The organism is Candidatus Tisiphia endosymbiont of Hybos culiciformis, assembly GCF_964030975.1.
Taxonomy (GTDB): Bacteria; Pseudomonadota; Alphaproteobacteria; order Rickettsiales; family Rickettsiaceae; genus Tisiphia.
Map to the genome: position 1 here is coordinate 1,147,388 of NZ_CAXIQH010000001.1, position 18,083 is coordinate 1,165,470.

At 32.7% G+C, this 18,083-nt stretch carries 21 protein-coding genes, 1 tRNA gene and 1 pseudogene; 14 read left to right on the forward strand and 9 right to left on the reverse strand.

Annotated features, from left to right (window positions below; translation table 11 throughout):
- Window positions 1–16: 16 nt before the first annotated feature.
- Both ACQH2P_RS06140 and ACQH2P_RS06145 read right to left on the reverse strand, forming a co-directional pair.
- Complete coding sequence (locus ACQH2P_RS06140; RefSeq protein WP_425363460.1) at window positions 17–325, reverse strand: type II toxin-antitoxin system PemK/MazF family toxin; 309 nt, start codon at window positions 323–325, stop codon at window positions 17–19.
- Window positions 313–564: an AbrB/MazE/SpoVT family DNA-binding domain-containing protein gene (locus ACQH2P_RS06145; protein WP_425363461.1), complete on the reverse strand. Its 252-nt coding sequence runs from the start codon at window positions 562–564 to the stop codon at window positions 313–315. Before ACQH2P_RS06145 ends, ACQH2P_RS06140 begins: the two co-directional genes overlap by 13 nt.
- Before the next feature lie 557 nt (window positions 565–1,121).
- Between ACQH2P_RS06145 and ACQH2P_RS06150 the strand changes: the two genes are divergently transcribed.
- Both ACQH2P_RS06150 and ACQH2P_RS06155 read left to right on the forward strand, forming a co-directional pair.
- Window positions 1,122–1,198: transfer RNA gene (locus ACQH2P_RS06150), tRNA-Ile, on the forward strand.
- A 30-nt stretch (window positions 1,199–1,228) separates the two neighbouring features.
- Complete coding sequence (locus tag ACQH2P_RS06155) at window positions 1,229–2,317, forward strand: LptF/LptG family permease (RefSeq protein WP_425363462.1); 1,089 nt, start codon at window positions 1,229–1,231, stop codon at window positions 2,315–2,317.
- Here the strand turns inward: ACQH2P_RS06155 and ACQH2P_RS06160 are convergent.
- Entirely contained in the window at window positions 2,304–2,525 is a 222-nt protein-coding gene (locus ACQH2P_RS06160) for a hypothetical protein (protein ID WP_425363463.1), read from the reverse strand. The two genes, ACQH2P_RS06155 and ACQH2P_RS06160, sit on opposite strands and share 14 nt — an antisense overlap.
- A gap of 104 nt (window positions 2,526–2,629) precedes the next feature.
- On the opposite strand from ACQH2P_RS06160, the gene ACQH2P_RS06165 reads away from it, so the two are divergent.
- The 5 genes from ACQH2P_RS06165 to ACQH2P_RS06185 all read left to right on the forward strand — a co-directional run bounded on the left by ACQH2P_RS06165 (window position 2,630) and on the right by ACQH2P_RS06185 (window position 6,874).
- A complete protein-coding gene (locus tag ACQH2P_RS06165; RefSeq protein ID WP_425363464.1) occupies window positions 2,630–3,670 on the forward strand; it encodes a rod shape-determining protein in 1,041 nt (346 codons plus the stop codon).
- Between the two features lie 3 nt (window positions 3,671–3,673).
- A complete protein-coding gene (gene mreC, locus ACQH2P_RS06170) occupies window positions 3,674–4,510 on the forward strand; it encodes a rod shape-determining protein MreC (RefSeq protein ID WP_425363465.1) in 837 nt (278 codons plus the stop codon).
- 20 nt (window positions 4,511–4,530) lie between these two features.
- A complete protein-coding gene (locus tag ACQH2P_RS06175) occupies window positions 4,531–4,662 on the forward strand; it encodes a hypothetical protein (protein WP_425363466.1) in 132 nt (43 codons plus the stop codon).
- A 91-nt stretch (window positions 4,663–4,753) separates the two neighbouring features.
- On the forward strand, window positions 4,754–5,800 hold the full coding sequence (locus ACQH2P_RS06180) for an IS110 family RNA-guided transposase (RefSeq protein WP_425362708.1): 1,047 nt from the start codon (window positions 4,754–4,756) through the stop codon (window positions 5,798–5,800).
- Between the two features lie 399 nt (window positions 5,801–6,199).
- Entirely contained in the window at window positions 6,200–6,874 is a 675-nt protein-coding gene (locus tag ACQH2P_RS06185; RefSeq protein WP_425363467.1) for a 7-carboxy-7-deazaguanine synthase QueE, read from the forward strand.
- A 169-nt stretch (window positions 6,875–7,043) separates the two neighbouring features.
- Here ACQH2P_RS06185 and ACQH2P_RS06190 read toward each other — a convergent pair whose 3' ends face one another.
- The 5 genes from ACQH2P_RS06190 to ACQH2P_RS06210 form a co-directional block, all read right to left on the reverse strand.
- Window positions 7,044–8,159 carry a hypothetical protein gene (locus tag ACQH2P_RS06190; protein ID WP_425363468.1) on the reverse strand — a complete coding sequence of 372 codons (1,116 nt, stop codon included), beginning with the start codon at window positions 8,157–8,159 and terminating at the stop codon, window positions 7,044–7,046.
- Window positions 8,160–8,174: 15 nt separating this feature from the next.
- The gene (locus ACQH2P_RS06195) at window positions 8,175–9,185 is read right to left on the reverse strand and encodes a DNA cytosine methyltransferase (protein WP_425363469.1); all 1,011 of its coding nucleotides are present in this window, start codon (window positions 9,183–9,185) and stop codon (window positions 8,175–8,177) included.
- Window positions 9,186–9,575: 390 nt separating this feature from the next.
- Complete coding sequence (locus ACQH2P_RS06200) at window positions 9,576–9,797, reverse strand: hypothetical protein (RefSeq protein WP_425363470.1); 222 nt, start codon at window positions 9,795–9,797, stop codon at window positions 9,576–9,578.
- 413 nt (window positions 9,798–10,210) lie between these two features.
- Window positions 10,211–10,564 (reverse strand): hypothetical protein, encoded by a 354-nt coding sequence (locus ACQH2P_RS06205; protein ID WP_425363471.1) that lies wholly within the window; start codon window positions 10,562–10,564, stop codon window positions 10,211–10,213.
- A 161-nt stretch (window positions 10,565–10,725) separates the two neighbouring features.
- Window positions 10,726–12,498: an ABC transporter ATP-binding protein gene (locus ACQH2P_RS06210; protein WP_425363472.1), complete on the reverse strand. Its 1,773-nt coding sequence runs from the start codon at window positions 12,496–12,498 to the stop codon at window positions 10,726–10,728.
- On the opposite strand from ACQH2P_RS06210, the gene ACQH2P_RS06215 reads away from it, so the two are divergent.
- The gene (locus ACQH2P_RS06215) at window positions 12,484–12,618 is read left to right on the forward strand and encodes a hypothetical protein (protein WP_425363473.1); all 135 of its coding nucleotides are present in this window, start codon (window positions 12,484–12,486) and stop codon (window positions 12,616–12,618) included. The genes ACQH2P_RS06210 and ACQH2P_RS06215 overlap by 15 nt on opposite strands.
- A 133-nt stretch (window positions 12,619–12,751) precedes the next feature.
- On the opposite strand, the gene ACQH2P_RS06220 is transcribed toward ACQH2P_RS06215, so the two are convergent.
- A complete protein-coding gene (locus tag ACQH2P_RS06220) occupies window positions 12,752–14,014 on the reverse strand; it encodes an MFS transporter (RefSeq protein WP_425364119.1) in 1,263 nt (420 codons plus the stop codon).
- A 140-nt stretch (window positions 14,015–14,154) separates the two neighbouring features.
- On the opposite strand from ACQH2P_RS06220, the gene ACQH2P_RS06225 reads away from it, so the two are divergent.
- The 6 genes and pseudogenes from ACQH2P_RS06225 (at window position 14,155) to ACQH2P_RS06250 (ending at window position 17,870) form a co-directional block, all read left to right on the forward strand.
- Complete coding sequence (locus ACQH2P_RS06225) at window positions 14,155–15,048, forward strand: transposase (RefSeq protein WP_425363013.1); 894 nt, start codon at window positions 14,155–14,157, stop codon at window positions 15,046–15,048.
- A gap of 529 nt (window positions 15,049–15,577) precedes the next feature.
- Window positions 15,578–15,715 (forward strand): hypothetical protein, encoded by a 138-nt coding sequence (locus ACQH2P_RS06230; RefSeq protein ID WP_425363474.1) that lies wholly within the window; start codon window positions 15,578–15,580, stop codon window positions 15,713–15,715.
- A 103-nt stretch (window positions 15,716–15,818) separates the two neighbouring features.
- A pseudogene (locus tag ACQH2P_RS06235) lies at window positions 15,819–16,043 on the forward strand (type II toxin-antitoxin system Phd/YefM family antitoxin); the annotation flags it as partial.
- 250 nt (window positions 16,044–16,293) lie between these two features.
- Window positions 16,294–16,434: a Txe/YoeB family addiction module toxin gene (locus ACQH2P_RS06240; protein WP_425364120.1), complete on the forward strand. Its 141-nt coding sequence runs from the start codon at window positions 16,294–16,296 to the stop codon at window positions 16,432–16,434.
- Window positions 16,435–16,712: 278 nt separating this feature from the next.
- A complete protein-coding gene (gene miaA, locus ACQH2P_RS06245) occupies window positions 16,713–17,642 on the forward strand; it encodes a tRNA (adenosine(37)-N6)-dimethylallyltransferase MiaA (RefSeq protein ID WP_425363475.1) in 930 nt (309 codons plus the stop codon).
- A 39-nt stretch (window positions 17,643–17,681) separates the two neighbouring features.
- A complete protein-coding gene (locus tag ACQH2P_RS06250) occupies window positions 17,682–17,870 on the forward strand; it encodes a hypothetical protein (RefSeq protein ID WP_425363476.1) in 189 nt (62 codons plus the stop codon).
- Window positions 17,871–18,083: the final 213 nt, after the last annotated feature.

Here is an 18,083-nt window from a genome sequence, read left to right on the forward strand (position 1 = left end):
CTAACCATATTATATATTATCCTTCTAGACTTTTGACGGGGAGACTATCTAAAATTCCAAGTTTCCGTATAATTCTTGACTTGTCTATGGTACGAATCTGATCCAAAACAATACTTCCTTCCTTACCCTCAAAAATTATAGGAATACGGGTTGGATAGCTCTTAATCTTACTTGTCATGGGTACAACAATAACAGTTCTTATATATTTATTCATTTCGTTAGGAGAAATGACTACACAGGGTCTTGTTTTTTTTATCTCTGACCCTTGGGAAGGATCGAGGGACACAAGTAATATATCAAATCTATTAATATCTACCAGTTCCATTCTTCTTCATCCCAGGAATGTTTTATTAGATTTATATCTAACAAATAATCATCTTCATTTTTAGCCATAAGTTGAAAACTTTCTTCCCATCCTACTCTTACTTTCTCATAAGGTGTTATAATAAGAGCATGATCTTTTACTATTAAGTTTACAACATTTTTTATTTTACATTGTTTAAGAAAGACTTTAGGAATTCTTAAGCCTTTTGAGTTACCAATTTTGATAATTTCTGCATGCATTTTTTGTTACCAATAGGACTTAAAATATTTTAATATATTGTAATTACTTTGTACGCCTATGTCAAGTAACTAGATCATATAACACATTTGTTTTGTGTAAATTGTAATCATCTATTGACCCCTTTAAAGGAAAAATTGTAATGAAAATTGCCCCCCTAAATAAGTAACAATATCTCCGAAAAATTAATATTGTTAATATTTTTTTAAGGAGTTTTAAAGGGGTGTTTATAGTGGAAACAATAGGAAGAATACGTAGGATGTACCACGTTGATGGTAAGGCAATTAAAAAAATTGCTAGAGAATTGAATATATAGTGAAACCTATTGAATTAGGTGACACAAAGTTTGTATCACCTAATTCAATAGGTTTCACTATACAATTTACACTTTAGGTCTAAAGCCGTAAGAGTTTGTAAGAATTAAAAAAAAGATTCACAATAAAACGGACAATTATCTTGCTACAAAACCAGGGCATTTTAGAAGGTTATTGACAGTTATAAATATTTTACTAGACTTAGGAAGCTAATAATTATATAAAACTTAATAATCGTTATAAAGGGGCCTGTAGTTCAGTTGGTTAGAACCCACCGCTCATAACGGTGTTGTCGCAGGTTCAAGTCCTGCCGGGCCCACCAAAAATCAATAGGTGAACAGTTTATTTTAAAATGACTAATTTTAAAACACTTTCAATTTACCTGTTCAGGCTATATTGTAGATATTTCATCAGTATATTAGTTCTGCTTATTGGGGTTTTTATTCTTTCAAATATTTTTGATCTTTTGCAGCAATCTAAAGCTGTATATATCCCAACCCATTCTTTCTGGAAACTTGTATTATATAAAATACCTTACTTGGTTAATGAAGCGACTTCTCTGCTTAGCTTTATTGCGATGTTACTTTTTCTAAAGAGACTAACTAAACATAACGAATTAATAACCATTTTATGCAATGGTATCCATATTTGGCGGGTTATTGCCGTTCCATTTTTTGCAGCGATGATTTTTGGTATAATACTAATAACTATATGTAATCCTATTGGTACCTTTGGTCTACAAAAATATGAATCTTTAAAAGCAAAATTGTTTAAAAAGGCATCTACTAACCTTATAATATCAAAATCTGGTCTATTATTTTTTGAGAATTATCAAGGTAAAAAAAGAATCATTCAGGCTGGGTCTATTGATATAGTGAATAATAAGTTAAATAAGGTTATTATACTATTTTTGGATAATGAAAATAGCTTCTTAAAAAGAATTGACGCTCAATACGCTATTTTAATCGATAATAATTTTGAACTAACTTCTGTAAAACTTTCTGATGCTAATAGCTTCACACAATATGAGCATTTTATCGTTCCAACAAATTTGTCAATAAGTAACTTACTAAATAGCTTTATAAGTCCTGAGATGATTTCTATTTGGGATCTACCAGAGACAATTAAGCAATTGGTAAAATGTGGTTTACCAATAACTAACTATCAGATTTATTTCTATAAACAATTATTTAAACCTGTAATTATGGCTACTACCGTAATTTTAGCAGCCTGTTTTTTTAGTCTCAGGCAACGGGATAATTCTCAGGAGAAAATATTAGTAATTGGTTTATTTTTAGGGTTTATTATTTATTCTTTATTAGAGGTTTTGTTTAAAATACTTGCATATAATGCAACTCCACCTTTCTTAGCTATTTTATTACCAAATATATGTATATTATTTTTCAGTAATTTTGTTATTATGCATTCTAAGAAAACTTGATATATTCAAATGATTTAAATAATAACGCTAATTTGGTTATAGTTGTTTGAGTAAGGTCATCGTGAGGAGTAGTGAAGCACGATGAAGCAATCCTGTTTTGTGTCATCCCTGCTTCAGTACGGGATCTAGATTCCCGCCTATGCGGAAATGACAACTTACAATTGCTTCGCTGACCTAAGCTCTTCCTCGCAATGACGTCTTGTGTCATCCCTGCGAAAGCAGGGATCTAGCTTCCCGCCTACGCGGGAATGACAATTTACAATTGCTTCGTCGACCTAAGACGGTTAGAACTTAGAGTTTGGAGAAATAAAAATGCTAACAAAATTTTTTAGTAAATTCGCAAGTGATATGGCGATAGATCTTGGTACGGCTAATACTTTAGTGTATGTCAAAGGCAAAGGAGTCGTACTTAACGAACCTTCTGTAGTTGCATTGATTAAAGTGGACGGGGCATTTAAACCATACGCATTTGGTCATGAAGCAAAAAATATGTTGGGGCGTACCCCAACTGACATTGAAGCTAAGAGACCACTAAAAGATGGTGTTATAGCCGACTTTAAGGGGGCTGAGGAAATGATAAAACATTTTATCAGGACAGTACATAGTCGTCGTTCATTTGTTGGCCCAATGATTATAATTTGTGTACCCTCAGGGTCTACACCAGTTGAGCGTAGGGCTATCCAAGAAGCAGCGGAGAGTGCAGGAGGTAGAGATGTTTACCTTATAGAGGAGCCTATGGCAGCAGCAATCGGTGCTGGCTTACCAGTAACAGAGGCAACTGGTTCAATGATTGTTGATGTAGGGGGCGGAACAACAGAAGTAGCTGTTCTATCATTAGGCGGTATTGTGTATGCTAGATCAGTAAGGGTTGGTGGTGATAAAATGGATGAGTCCATTATTTCTTATATTAGAAGGCATTATAATTTGCTAATCGGTGAAGCTACAGCAGAGAAAATCAAAAAACAGATTGGTGCTGCTTATGTAGATGATAGTTTAGAGCCAAGAGTCATGGAAATTAAAGGACGGGATTTAATTCATGGTATCCCTAAAGAAATGTTACTAAATGAAAAACAAATTGCTGATAGTCTAATTGAACCAGTCAACCAAATTGTCGAAGCAGTAAAGGTAGCGTTGGAATGTACCCCACCTGAACTTTCATCGGATATTGTCGATAAGGGAATTGTTATGACTGGTGGAGGGGCGTTACTTCGAAACCTAGACCATGTTCTAAAAGAAGCAACTAAATTACCGGTAATTGTTGCTGAACAGGCTCTATCATGCGTAGCTCTTGGTACGGGAAAAGTACTAGAAGATTTTCAAAAATTAAAACATGTGTTATTTAAACAAGATTAACAAATGGCATTACTGGCAAATAGAATAAAGAGTCCTAGTAGAATAACAGGATTAGCTAAATTTATACTTGTTACCGCGAAACGCGGTTTAGTTTTGTTTTTTATCATAGCTTCGCTTTGCTTATTTATTGCTGCTCCAAAAAGATTTTCTTCTATGTCTCTTGAAGTCGTTGGACATGTTATGTTTAGTGGCTTGCTAATTCATGAAAATATATTTAAACAAATTAACTTAATAACCCAAAATTTCATTTATTTACGGGACTTAGCAAGAGAAAATATCGAACTACAATTAGAGGTAGCAAGATTAAGAAGCTTGCAGAGTGATATATATTTAATCCAATCTGAAAATAAAGAACTGAAACAACTACTATCAGTTATAGAAGAAGAACAATATAGCTATGTTAGTGCTAAATTACTAAGTGTTTCATTAAATTCCTTTAGTAAAACTGCTTTACTATCAGCTGGTGCAAAACATGGTGTGGCAGTTGATCAAATAGTTACCAATGGTGAAGGATTAGTTGGACGAGTAATACAAGTAAGTAACAATTACTCTAAAATAATTTTAGTTAATGACGTAAATTCTAGAATCCCGATCACTACAGCCTCTTCAAAAGAGAAAGGTATTATGAGCGGCTATGGCAACGGTAGTAAAATACTATATTTACCCAAAACCCACTTAGTGCAAAAAGGTGAAAAAGTTATAACCTCTGGTCATGGGAATATTTATCCTTATGGCATAACAGTTGGTTACGTAAACAAAGCAAATTCAGAAAACGTTCTTGTAAAACCTGTAGTTGACTTATCTAAAACCAAGTTTGTCAGCATATTGCTCCCACAATGAATCTGATATAGACTAATATTATGCCAAGTTCACAAACGTCATTGCGAGGAGCTACTGATAGTAGCAACGAAGCAATCCTATTTTGTATTAACCTTGCGAAAGCAGGTATCTTAGATTCCCGCCTACGCGGGAATGATGGTATGGACGAGTGAAGCGAAATATGCTTTACTTGTACGGAGTCTGGTGAAAAATGTTTTTCAGTTGCTCCAAATTAAATAACAATTTAATTAATAGGTCCATACCATGATAAATAATAGCATAGAAAATAGTATAATTGGAATAGATTTAGCAAAAAATATTATGCACTTGGTGCAAGTTGATCAAAATGGCAAAAAAGTCGGTCATCAAAAAGTTAAAAGAGATGAGTTAATAGGATGTTTAAACAATCTCAATAAAAGTTCACTGGTGGTCATGGAAGCATGTGGAGGAGGTAATTATTGGTCGCAAGAAATTAACAAGCTTGATTTGCAAGTTAAGTTGATGAAAACAAAAGATGTAAAAATTTATGCAACATCGAGGCAGAAAAATGATTATAACGATGCCTTAGCAATATGTAAAGCTGCTCGCGATCCAGAGCTAAAAGATGTGTTACCCAAAAGCAAAGAGGAACAAGATATAAAATTTTTGCATAAAATCCGAAGTAATACGATCAGAGATCGAGTACAAAAAACTAATTCTACAATATCAAGTTTATATGAATATGGTTATAATACAAAATTAAGCAAAAATAAATTTTGCAAAGCATGTAAGTCGGAGGTAGAATTAGCGTATATAGAAGGTTATATAACTTCTGGGGTACAGTCAATTTTACTTTTAGAATGTGAAGAAATTGAGAATTTGTGTAACAAAGAAAAAACTTTAGAAAAGCTGATAATCAGTAATAATAAACAGAATGAGAAAGCTATTAGGTTGCAGACAATTTTTGGGATTGGAGCAATCAATGCTAGTTGTTTGAGCGTAGCACCAATGGAAAATTACGCAACCCCGAGGGATTTTTCTGCGTCGCTTGGTTTGGTGCCAAAACAATACACCTCAGGAGATAAGATAGTTTTAGGAGGAATTAGCAAACAAGGTGATAGATATGCTAGAACTATGTTGATTCAAGCTGCAAGAACAATAGCAATAAGAGCCAAAAGCGATAAAGAATCAAAAGATAAGCTAGTTCAGTGGGCAGTGAAGAAATTTGCTGAAAACAAATCATATAATATTATATGTGTTGGTTTAGCGAATAAATTAGCTAGAATAGCTTATGCAGTAGTTACCAATGGCAGCGAGTATGTCGCAAATTAGCGCTGTTGGCAAGAAGGATAATTTATGTCAATTAAGCAAAAGAATGGCAATTGGTAAATATTGCGAGTAAGTTAGTAACAATAAAGAGAACGAAAGTAAAAGAGTTAATGAAATAAGTATTCTGAACAAAATCCGCAATTATGTCGAGGCTCTAGAAGCCGTGGGAATGAGAGGTTACTCAAGGATATTTAGAAGAATGCAGAAACCATTATGGCACTCGATGCCGAATATATGACCGCTTCCTTTGTGGCTCTATTTTTTATTTTCTTTATTGACAAATTCACTCGTCCATATATGACAACTTACATTGCTTTGTCGACCTATGAGTTCCTCGCAATGATGGAATAATGCTAATCCGATTGACTATAACAGATTAATAATATTTTTATACTATACTTTATGTACGGACAAAATCCCAAAAGGGCAGCAATATTTAATGATGGAACTACCCTAGAAATTAAGAATATTTTTAAGACTATCCAGGGTGAAGGGCCTTTTGTCGGTATGCCTGCTGTCTTTATTAGGCTTGGTGGATGCAATCTGGCTTGTAATTTTTGCGATACCGACTTTGAAGATTTTAATATATTGACTATTAATAGCATTATCGAAGAAGTCAAAAAACTTACGCTTAATATCAAATTAGTAGTTATAACTGGTGGCGAGCCTTTTCGTCAACCTATAGAATTATTATGTCATAAATTAATAAATTTAGACTATATAGTGCAAATTGAAACTAATGGCACATTATACCGTAATCTTCCAGATAAAGTACATATAGTTTGCTCACCCAAAGTTACAAAAAATGGGACTAGAAAAAATGGTTATTCCCTATTGCGAGATGATTTACTATCTCGCATTAATGCCATAAAATTCTTAGTAGCTAAAAATATACCAGAATATTCTAACATACCTGAAGTTGGGCAAAGTAAATATAATATACCAGTATTTATTCAACCTATGGATCAGAATAACCCGTTGCTAAATAAACAAAATGAAAAACTGGCTATTGATTTGGCACTTAAGTACGGTCATCGTATTTCCATACAAATCCATAAGATTTTAGGTATTGAGTGATTATATATTTATTCACCTAAAATTATCCCCCTAGGCTCTGTGAAGGTTTCTAATTGATCTATATTTTGAGCTATTTTTTAGTGAGAATAAATAGGATTTTTAAAGGAATAGTGTACCTATTTCAAGAAAATCATGTTTATTCGTAGCAAAAAAGAGCTCAAAATATAGATCAATTAGAAACCTTCACAGAGCCTACCATAACTTCATTAAAAATTTCATTCCAACGTATTTTATGCTCGTATTTAATAGCTCTATCAACCTCTACTAACGAAACATATTTGTCTACAAAATTTGATGTATCTTGTAATAAACGCGAATAGTATTTTATTGTGTCAATAATACCATTAACGATAACCTGACAGCCATGTAAGATTTTAATTTTTTGAATTATGTCATTAATAGCATCAAATTCTGATGCGGTTAACTTTAAATTTGATAAAATGTAATATCTTTGAATTTTAGTAATCCGAAATTTGTCAAATGCAATTTGCACGGTATCTTTAGTGATTAGCCTATTCCACTTAACCTCTATACCTTCAAGAACTTGATTGTTTTTATCAAATACTTCAATATCCCCTACAGCACCACTTCGTAGATCAGATGATGTATGACTTTTAAGTTGAGCCAATTTACATGAATTAAATCTTTTAACCTCATCAATAAAACATTTATATATTGCATAAATTGCTAATACTGGCAACCTACTTGCTCCAAAAGCATCTTTGTATTTATACGAAAAATGCTTTTCAAGAATATAAATTGCATTATCAATCGTTATCTCCGTTGGACGAACTAGATTAACCAGTTTCTTTTCCCTTTGAATTAAAAGTTGCTTAAAAATATACTTAAGAGTTACTTCTGATGAATATTTATTAACTTCTAATTCATTAAGAATTAATAAAAAGGCTTCGGCGACTTCTTTTGGTGATATTCTTCCCTTGTAGTCTAATATATATGGATAAGGTTGCTCAAGAGAACGAGTTAGCCAACCACTTTCAGACATTGATGGAAATTCATATTTTCTTAAAAATGGAGTAACATATTTTGTATCAAAGCTTCTACCAGAATATCCATTCTGCATACTTGATTGATGGTATCTAACATCCTGAGAAGGATGAAAATACTTGTATACCACACTTGTAATTAGAACTGTTAGTACCCCCTTACTACGCTCTGAATTATCTAATATAATATCCAATCTACTTTTAATACTATCCTCTATAAAGAAATCAGACTCAACTGAAACTTTTTCCAAGATAGCAGATAATTCTTTTCCATATTCCATAATAAACTCAATAAATCACAGTAATTGTTCAACTATAGCTTCTCCTATAATTCTTACCTTTGGAATGCATACAGAATTTCCAACTTGTTTATATAACTCAGATATTGGAGATTTTAGTTTATAGTCCTCAGGAAATCCCATAATTTTAAAACACTCATTTATTGTTAGTTTTCTTACACGTCCATTATCGAGTAATATCCAATAACGCCCCGAAGTTTCTTGCGATGATAACGTTGGGTGCGTACCTTCAATTGAATATATTCTGTTTGGTTGTTTGTGAACTCTAGATAAATGCTCAGTTCCCTCCCTAACTCCTGTAGTTCTTATCTTTTTATTCCTATATCCACAAAATATTAAACCACTTTGTTGTCTAGTTGGATTGTCTATAGTTTTATATTCATCTGATTCTAGAAATTCAAAATCCCCTTCTTGATCCAAAATATCATGAATTTTTATACTTTTTTGTTTTTGAAGCTTAGAAAAATCAAACTTACCGTTTAAACTTGCAATAATAATTAATCTTTCTCTATTTTGCGGAACTCCAAAATTTTTTGCATTTAGTATATTGTAAGAAATGTTATAGCCTATCTTATTAAGGTTTGATACGATGTGTTGCAATGTTTCACCATTGTTATGATGTAATAAATGTTTTACATTCTCTAGCATTACAACTTTAGGCTTTAAATGACTTATGATATTAAATATTGATTCAATTACACTTGCACGTTCATCTTTTAATCCCATTTTTTTACCTGAAATACTAAAGGGTTGACAAGGAAATCCTGCACATAAAACATCACACTCCGGTATATCATTTGGATCTATTGTTTTGATATCTCCAGCTGGAATCTCTCCAAAATTTTCTTGATACATTTTTTGACAATGTTCATTTATTTCGCATGAAAAAAGACACTTTCCACCTATTGACTGCAACGCAATCCTAAAACCTCCTATCCCAGCAAATAAATCAATGAAAGAAAATTTGTACATTTGTAAATCAGTTTTTATAAACTTTATATTAAACAACTTAACCACAACCTCAATATATAATTTTTATATTCTATCGTCTATCAACTCTTGAAATCATAGCAGTATATTTATTTTTCCATATTAACCATATGCAGTTGTCAAAGTTTTTTATTTTTACACCAGTGATAATCAATTGTATAAACAATAGATCCAAAAAATAGTAATGCAATGGTATGGTATAATGCATACTTAGTAAAGAAAAGTTCATAAAAACCTACATTGTGTTCAACCAAACACTGTATCATTCGAAATATGCACATTGTATACAACGTCTCCCTGGTTATATATAACAGACCTTTAGGATACCACTTAAACATAATTAACCTCATCATTCGACATAATCAGTAAACAAAATATATATTTGAAACGGCTCTTCGTACGTATTTGTTAAAGTTTTTTATTTTTACACCAGTAATACTGAATTGTAGTAAAAATAAACCCAAAAAATAGTAAGAGAATGGTAGGATATAATGCATCCTTACTAAAGAAAATCTCATAAAAACCTATATTATGCTCAATTAGATAAATTATCACTCGAAGCATGATAGTCATGTGCAATGTTTCCCTGATTAAATATAACAAATCTTTAGGATCCCACCACTTAAACATAATTAACCTCATTATTCGATATAAGCAGTAAACAAAATGTATACTTGAAACGATTCTTCATACATAGCTAACCTGATTAGTATAGTAAATTTGCGTCTATTAGCGATGAGCTACTTATAGTAGCGACGAAGCAATCCAGGAAAGTGATTAGGAATGGATTGCCACGACCACTACGTGGTCTCGCAATGACACAAGTACTTTTTATATCCAAACGTCATTACGAGGAGGCGTAAGCCAACGAAGCAATCCATTTCTGGTCGCTTTTTTTGAATTGCTTCGTTGCCGTAAAGCGGTTCCTCACAATAATGCCTGTGAATTAGGAAGTAATGCTAATCGGATTAGCTATAAACCTAATTATTTCTATATTATCACCTAAATTCGATATAACAAGTTATATCGAATTCAGGTTAATATTAGTGAGGAAAATTAAAATGACCATATGTATCTCCATCATGACCTGTTATTGACACACTAAGAGAATGGTCTCCCCTAGCTAGGTCAGATGCCATAACTGACGGTATAGCTAAGCCTAAACCTTTAAGAGCAGCTGTAGGACCTTGCGTTGCAGCACTAATAGCACCACCAGTTAAAACTCCTATTAAAGCAGGGGAGACTTTAACGTTAAGTGTATCAGTAGGAGCTAATGGTGAATAGTCCATATTACCCCAGCAATTGTTTGTACGCACAGTAGGTTGGGCATTAGCTTGAGCTTGAGCATCAGCTTCTGCTTTTTTTATCTTTTCCCTATGCCTAATAAAAAGAAACATAATGAAACCTCCAAGTTGTATAATATTGATAAGTTTTGTAAAACATTATTTATAACAAATAAAGTATTTACACTAATAAATGTATCAAAAATTTTTTAATACAGCAAGAAAATTTGTCTATAAAATAAAAATTTATTTATAATATATTATAATCTAAAAAATTATTTATCCCCCTCCTCTAATTCTTTATGATATAATTTATAATATTCTGCTTTATTTTCTATAAGCTGTGAATGAGTTCCTTGTTCAAATATCATGCCAGATTTCATAACAACTATGTGATCAACATCTTTAATACTCGATAAACGATGGGTTATAATTAAGGTAGTCTTACCTTTACGAATATTTACTAAAGAATTTAAAATTAATCGCTCGGAATTTTGGTCTAACGAACTTGTTGCCTCATCCCAAACTAAAATTGCTGCCGGCTTCAAAAAAGCTCTAGCTATTGCTAAACGCTGACGCTGCCCACCTGAAAGTGTTGAACCTTGATTACCAATCATCGTATCATAACCGGATGGTAGCTGTGCAATAAACTCATCAGCATCAGCATATTTTGCCGCGGTAATAATTTCACTGTGAGTGGCATTTGGATTGCCATAAGCAATATTTTCTGCAACACTAGTGTCAAATAATGTAGTATCTTGCGTTACTAAAGAGATTTGCCGCCTTAAAGACTCAATCTTTATATCTTTAATATCGTAATCATCAATTAAAATTTGTCCGCTAGTTGGGTTATAAAATCTTACTAGTAAATTAGATAATGAAGTTTTACCACTGCCAGAACGCCCTACAACAGCTGTAGTTTTCCCTTGCATTAATTTTAAATTAATTCTCTTTAAAGATACTTTATTATTAAATTTTAGCTCAACATTATTAAAGATTATTGATGGATTAACTAACTGAATATTTTGAGCATTTACACTATCTTTGATAACAGGTTCGGTATCTAGAATATTAAATACTCTTTTTGTTGCAGAGATACCTTCTTGTAGGTTAACATTTAAAGATACCAAGCTCTTAAAAGGTCTATAAGCCGCAATAAAAGCTGAGATAAAAGCAAAAAATGCTCCTGGAGTAGTTTCCCCTTCTATGACTAACAGTCCACCATACCAGATAAGCCCCCCAACTGTCATACCACTTAATATTTCCATAATTGGTGAGATCAATGCATCCAATTTGGCAGTTCTTTTTAGAAAACGTAAAATATTGCTAGAGATCAATAAAGCTCGGTTGCTTTCAATTTTCTCTCCTAAAAAAGACTTAACAATTTTAATTGACCCAAAAGTTTCATCTAACCTTGAAGTATAATTAGCTAATTCCTCTTGAGCTTGACCTGATATTTTGCGAATTCTCTGTCCTAATTGTTGTATTGGATAAATTGCCATCGGAAATGCCATAAATACAATACAAGATAGCTTAGGTTCTAGCTTAAACATAACTAGGATCAGACCTATTACTGTTAAAAAATGTTTGGCACAACCTACTAGTAAATTCGATACAGCACCACGCATCATGGAAATATCATTAGTAAAACGCGATATTAAACGCCCCGATGATTGAGACTGAATAAATAGAATATCGGCAAATAATAGATGTTCATACATTTTGATTTGCAAATCAGTTAAAATTCTCTGACCGATAAATTTAATTAAATAACTTGAATAATACTCAGCAACACCTTTAATAGTATGGGTCATTACTACCACTAACGGTAAAAATAATAACATTTGACGATTATGTGTTAAAAATATTTGGTCAATGGTTGGTTGGACTAATTCAATAATATAAGCAGTACACATAGCCGAAACTACCATAAAAAATACGGCCACCCCGATCTGTTTTAGATAGGGTTTCATATGGTCAACTATTAGCCTTCTTAAAGTATTATAGGCACTATAGTCATAATTTATTAGATTATGTTTTTTTTGCAAAATTTTCTCCTTCAGTTTGGTATAGCCAACCAGGTTAGCATTACGCCGTCATTGCAAGGAGCTACTTTAGTAGCGACGAAGCAATCCATAAAAGTAACCAAAAATGGATTGCTTCGTTGACCTACGGTCTTCCTCGCAATGACAAGTCATAGGTACATACGTCATTGCGAGACCACATAGTGGTCGTGGCAATCCACTATTCTTGGATTGCTTCGTCGCTACTAAAGTAGCTCCTCGCAATGACGGCGTAATGCTAACCGGGTTGGCTATAATTTGTTATAACGTTTGTACTATACAGATAAATTACTGTACTGAACAATATTAGTAATAATAGCAGAAAAAATCCTAGCACTAAGTATATTGAATTAAAATATTGCCATAATAACATACAAAAAAATGGTGTTGTGGATGAAAGTATCATACCGCCAAGTGAATGAGATAGGCTACACATTCTTGCCCTAATATTAGTTATAAACATAGATTGGACAATAATTTGTAATGGCACTACGTAAAATGGGGCAAGCCCTATAAGCATTACTGGAAAGTAAATTACCGAGATTTCTTTATATAATAAATATTGTACAATAATTATTACTAACAAGCTTAATGATAATGCGATGATAATTTGTTTTTTAGGATAAAACCTATCGGCTAAAAAACCAGCTAATGCCGACATAATAGCATAAATGCTTATTAAAGCTATATTGATAATTTGAGATTGACTACTATTCATAATTAATGCACTCTTTACGGCAAATACTCCCCAAAAGTAAATTAGAAAATGGTAAATACCTCCTATGCAACCACTTATTAATATTGCTAGAATAAATTTTTTAGATGAATCTTTTATAATCTTTGCTAAATAAAAAAAGTTATAATCTGGAGATTTAGTATCCTTTTTAGATTTTAAGAACTCCTCGCTTTCATGAAAATAGTGCCTCAGGAATATGATAAATAAACCAAAAATTCCACCAATAATAAAATTTATCCGCCATAAATAAGCAATTGATTCAAACTTTGTCGAAAAATGATAAATTGTTGCCGCAAGCAATGCCCCAATCTGACTACAAAATGACACGATACCACTAGCACAATTCTTGCTAGCCTTACCTACTTTTTCTACAACGTAAATTTTTATTGCATCACTTTCTCCTGCTAAACTCATTAAAAATGTCATACGGCAAAATATTAAAATTATTGTAGCCACCATGCCAATTTTATCAAAATTAGGAGTTACTCCTATAAGAATCGTCGAGATAGTAGCTAAAAATACCGAGATTCTAACTGATGCAACTCTACCATATTTATCGCTAATAAAACCAAAAATGATAGAACCGATAGGACGAGCTATTACAGCTATACTAAATATAGCAAAAAATAATAATATTTGTTTATCATTCGATTCTAATGGTAAAAAGTTCTTGGATAGAACTGTTGCTGATAAACCAAAAAGAGCATAATCATAATAACGAACAATTGTTGTAAAAAAAGCAATTAGGAATGCCGGTCTTGTCATACACCTAACCCGACTAACATTATACTTGTATATCATACCTTTAATGCGAATTAAGAGCTGAAGAAGACTAAGTGAATGCTTGAAAAGTACCAATCCAATAGATAAAATGTCTTTGTTTTCAACGTAAAATGGCATTTTATATGGATTGGCAATCACAATTAATATCACTCTACCTATTTATTTGCAAAGAATATCAACATAAGTTAAGAAAAAACATGGCACGTATTTCTAATTATTCAAATTTAACTTTCTCGGATGAAGAGGTTATGACAATCTATATATTCGGTATTATGAGTAAACGCCATACAGTTAAGGAAATTTATGAATATACCGATAGGCACTTGCGTGACTGGTTTAAAGCGTTACCAAGCTATGTAGCTTTTGTACAGAGATTAAATAAAGTTTCTCATCTGTTTAGCGGTTTAATGACAGCTCTCTATCACCAACTTCCAAAAGATTATAATCAGTCTTATCCATTACTTTTGGATTCTATGCCAATAATATTAGCTCATAGAGGTAGAAGATTTAACGCAAAAATAGCTCCAGAGATTGCGACTAATAATGGTTACTGTGCAACTAAAAAACTCCATTATTACGGGATTAAATTACATGCAGCGGGAAGTTACAAAAAGGGATACTTGCCTATACCGCAATATTTTGGAATAACGGATGCTGGTACTGCAGATATAAGGTTTTATGAGGAATTATCTAAGCAATTACCAGAAAATAGTAGGGTTTTCGCAGACAAAGCCTATCAAACAGGGAATCAGCCAGTTGCAGATCAAGGTGGTATTACTCTATACACCCCGGTTAAGAAAGCTAAAGGGCAGGAATTGTTAGATGCGGCAGATAGACTACTATCCAGTGCAATATCAAGCGTGAGGCAACCCATAGAGTCGCTATTTAATTGGATTGAAGAAAAGACCAATATACAAATAGCTAGTAAGGTCAGATCTTACAATGGGCTTATGGTACATGTTTTTGGTAAAATTTCGGTAGCTCTATTCATGATGCAAACTCGGTTTTGCTCTTAATTGGCATTTTAGTATCTCTCTACAAAACCTTTAATATCAAGCAATTTAAAAAACGAAAATATAATAAAAAAACTGGACATAAAAGTATTCATCCAACTATATATCAAAAAATGGTTATTTTCGAAAGATATAAAAGTTGCTATCATTACAATAAATCCAATGATAAGTAATAAAGGATAATAATCTTTGAACCAATTGTTAGCATGATTATTAGATATATTAAGACCAATTGATGTGTTATCTTCCCTTATAGGTGCTAAACTATATTTCCCCACCTTACTAAGGGCATTACTAATTTTATTGACACATTCCTTACAATGTATACCTATTACTTCATAGCGATTATGCATATATTTATTACCACAAATATTAAAGACAACTCTATATATTATAGCTAACCAGATTAGCATTACCCCGTCATTGCGAGAAGACGTAAGCCGACGAAGCAATTTCTGATCACTTTTTTGGATTACTTCGTCGCAGCTTCGCAGCTCCTCGCAATGACGAATATTTACCTAAATAAAATCGTATGTGGTCAACGTCATTGCGAGAAGACCGTAGGTCGACGAAGCAATCCATAAAAGTAACCAAAAATGGATTGTTTTGTCGGCTCACGCCTCCTCGCAATGACGCCAGTTATTTTCCCACAACTTTTAAACTGTCCTGATCAACCATATAGAAAAAAGCTTGTGTATCAATGGCAAAGTATTGTACAATTATGTTGTACAATACTCATTATATAATAATCAAATGGAAAAGTAACTTATTCATATACTAGACAACATTTAAATACAATTTTAGATCAAATTGCTAATAATGCTGAAGTTTTTTATATTCACAGGAAAAATGGAAAAGAAGTAGTAATGCTTGAAAAGGATCATTATGATAGTTTAGTAGAAACTGCCTATTTACTACGTTCACCTAAAAACGCTCAAGAATTATTTAAGGCTTTAGCAGAATCAAAACAAAGTATAGGAAAAAAAGTTGAGTTTTGAGATATTCTGGACTCCTACTGCTTTAGAACATTTAGAGTTTTGGCGTACAAATAGCCCTAAAAAAATACAAAGAATAAAAATACTTTGTCGTGATATTGCTATATAGTGAAACCTATTGAATTAGGTGATACAAACTTTGTGTCATACCTGCGAAAGCAGGTATCTAGATTCCCGCCTTCGCGGGAATGACATCTTACAATCGTTATGTTCTTTATCACCTAATCCTATAGGCATAACTATATCTCCTGAAATTGGCCTTGGAAAACCTGAGAGGTTAAAGTTTCAACAAGAAAATGTTTGGTCACGTAGAATAGACCAAGAACATAGGCTTGTGTACGAAATAAAAAGCAATAACACTATCTTCGTTCTACAGTGTCGTTACCATTATTAGACTTCCTGCATAAGTCAAAGATAGTTGAAGAATTTTTAGGAGAAACGAAGCAATTGTAAGTTGTCATTCCCGCGAAGGCGGGAATCTAGATCCCGCACTGAAGCAGGGATGACAAAAAAATTGCTTCGTCGACCTACGGTCTTCTCGCAATGACGTCTTTAAGTTTCCAGTTTAGTTTCCCTACGATTTTTAAATAGCCCTGTGAATTGTGGGTAATGTTAATCGGATTAGCTATATTTGTGCATTATTGATTTTTTATTGTTGAGTATATACATTTAATGCAAAAAAAGAAAATGTTAATCATATGTGGACCTACCGCTAGTGGCAAGTCTTATTTGGCTCATTATTTAGCTAAAATATATGATGGCGAGATAGTTAACAGTGATTCTATGCAGATATATAGCCAGATACCTATTATTACTGCTTCACCATCACAAATATACCGAAATGAGATACCGTATCATCTTTATAACTTTTTATCTGTAGATCAAGAATTTTCAGTAATACAATATGTACATCGTGTTTTTGAGAAAATTACAGACATTCGTAATAGAGCTAAGCTGCCAATAATTGTTGGTGGTACGGGGTTATATATTAATTCACTACTGTTTGGTTATAATGAAATACCAACAATATCTCCCGAAATTAGGCAATATGTTAGAGAGTTGCACTCTAAGATTGGCTCATGTCAGTTCTTTAATAAACTAAAAGAGCTTGATGTATTAGCTAGCCAAAAATTAAATAAGCACGATAGTCAGAGAGTTATAAGAGCCTATGAAGTATTTATGCAGACTGGACAATCTATATTTACTTTCCAAGCTGCACAAAATACGTCCATTCTTCCAAAATCTGACTTTAAAGTAATTTTCCTACATCCGGAGCGGGAATTTCTTTATCGAACGTGTAATGCCAGGCTAGAAAAAATATTTAATGAAGGAGCGATTGAAGAAGTAGCTCTAATTAAAGAAAACTTTCCTGACATACGTTCTTCTGCCATAAAAGCCATTGGTCTGCGAGAAATGTTATCTTATCTGAATAATGAAATTACTTTACAAACTGCCTTAAATCTAGCCCAAACTAAAACCAGGCAATATGCAAAAAGGCAAATCACCTGGTTCAAAAACCAAATAAAAGACAAAGTCATTCTAGAATATTCGAATAATCAACAGTTTGAAGAGTTAATTATTGATTTGAAGAAGATTTTTTAACTCACCTTACGCATGGTATAGTTATGCTCATAGGATTAGGTGATAAAGAACATAACGATTGTAAGTTGTCATTCCCGCGAAGGCGGGAATCTAGATACCTGCTTTCGCAGGTATGACACAAAGTTTGTATCACCTAATTCAATAGGTTTCACTATATTAAAAGTCATAGGAAAAACAGCCAGGCGTCATTGCGAGCTGATACATCCCCACGAAATCAATTACGGTTGAGTTCCTGGGATACAATTAAATGCAATGGTTGTAGCAATGGAGAAATAACACCTAATTTATTGTATTCAAGTAAAAAAATAGGCGTTTATTCGGGTGTTTGCTTGGAAAAATTTTTGCATACCTTGACTATATCCTATTATTAGTTTAATAATGTAAGTACTTTTTTATTATTTGTTAGCAACTAATTTCGTGGGGATATATCAGATTACGAGA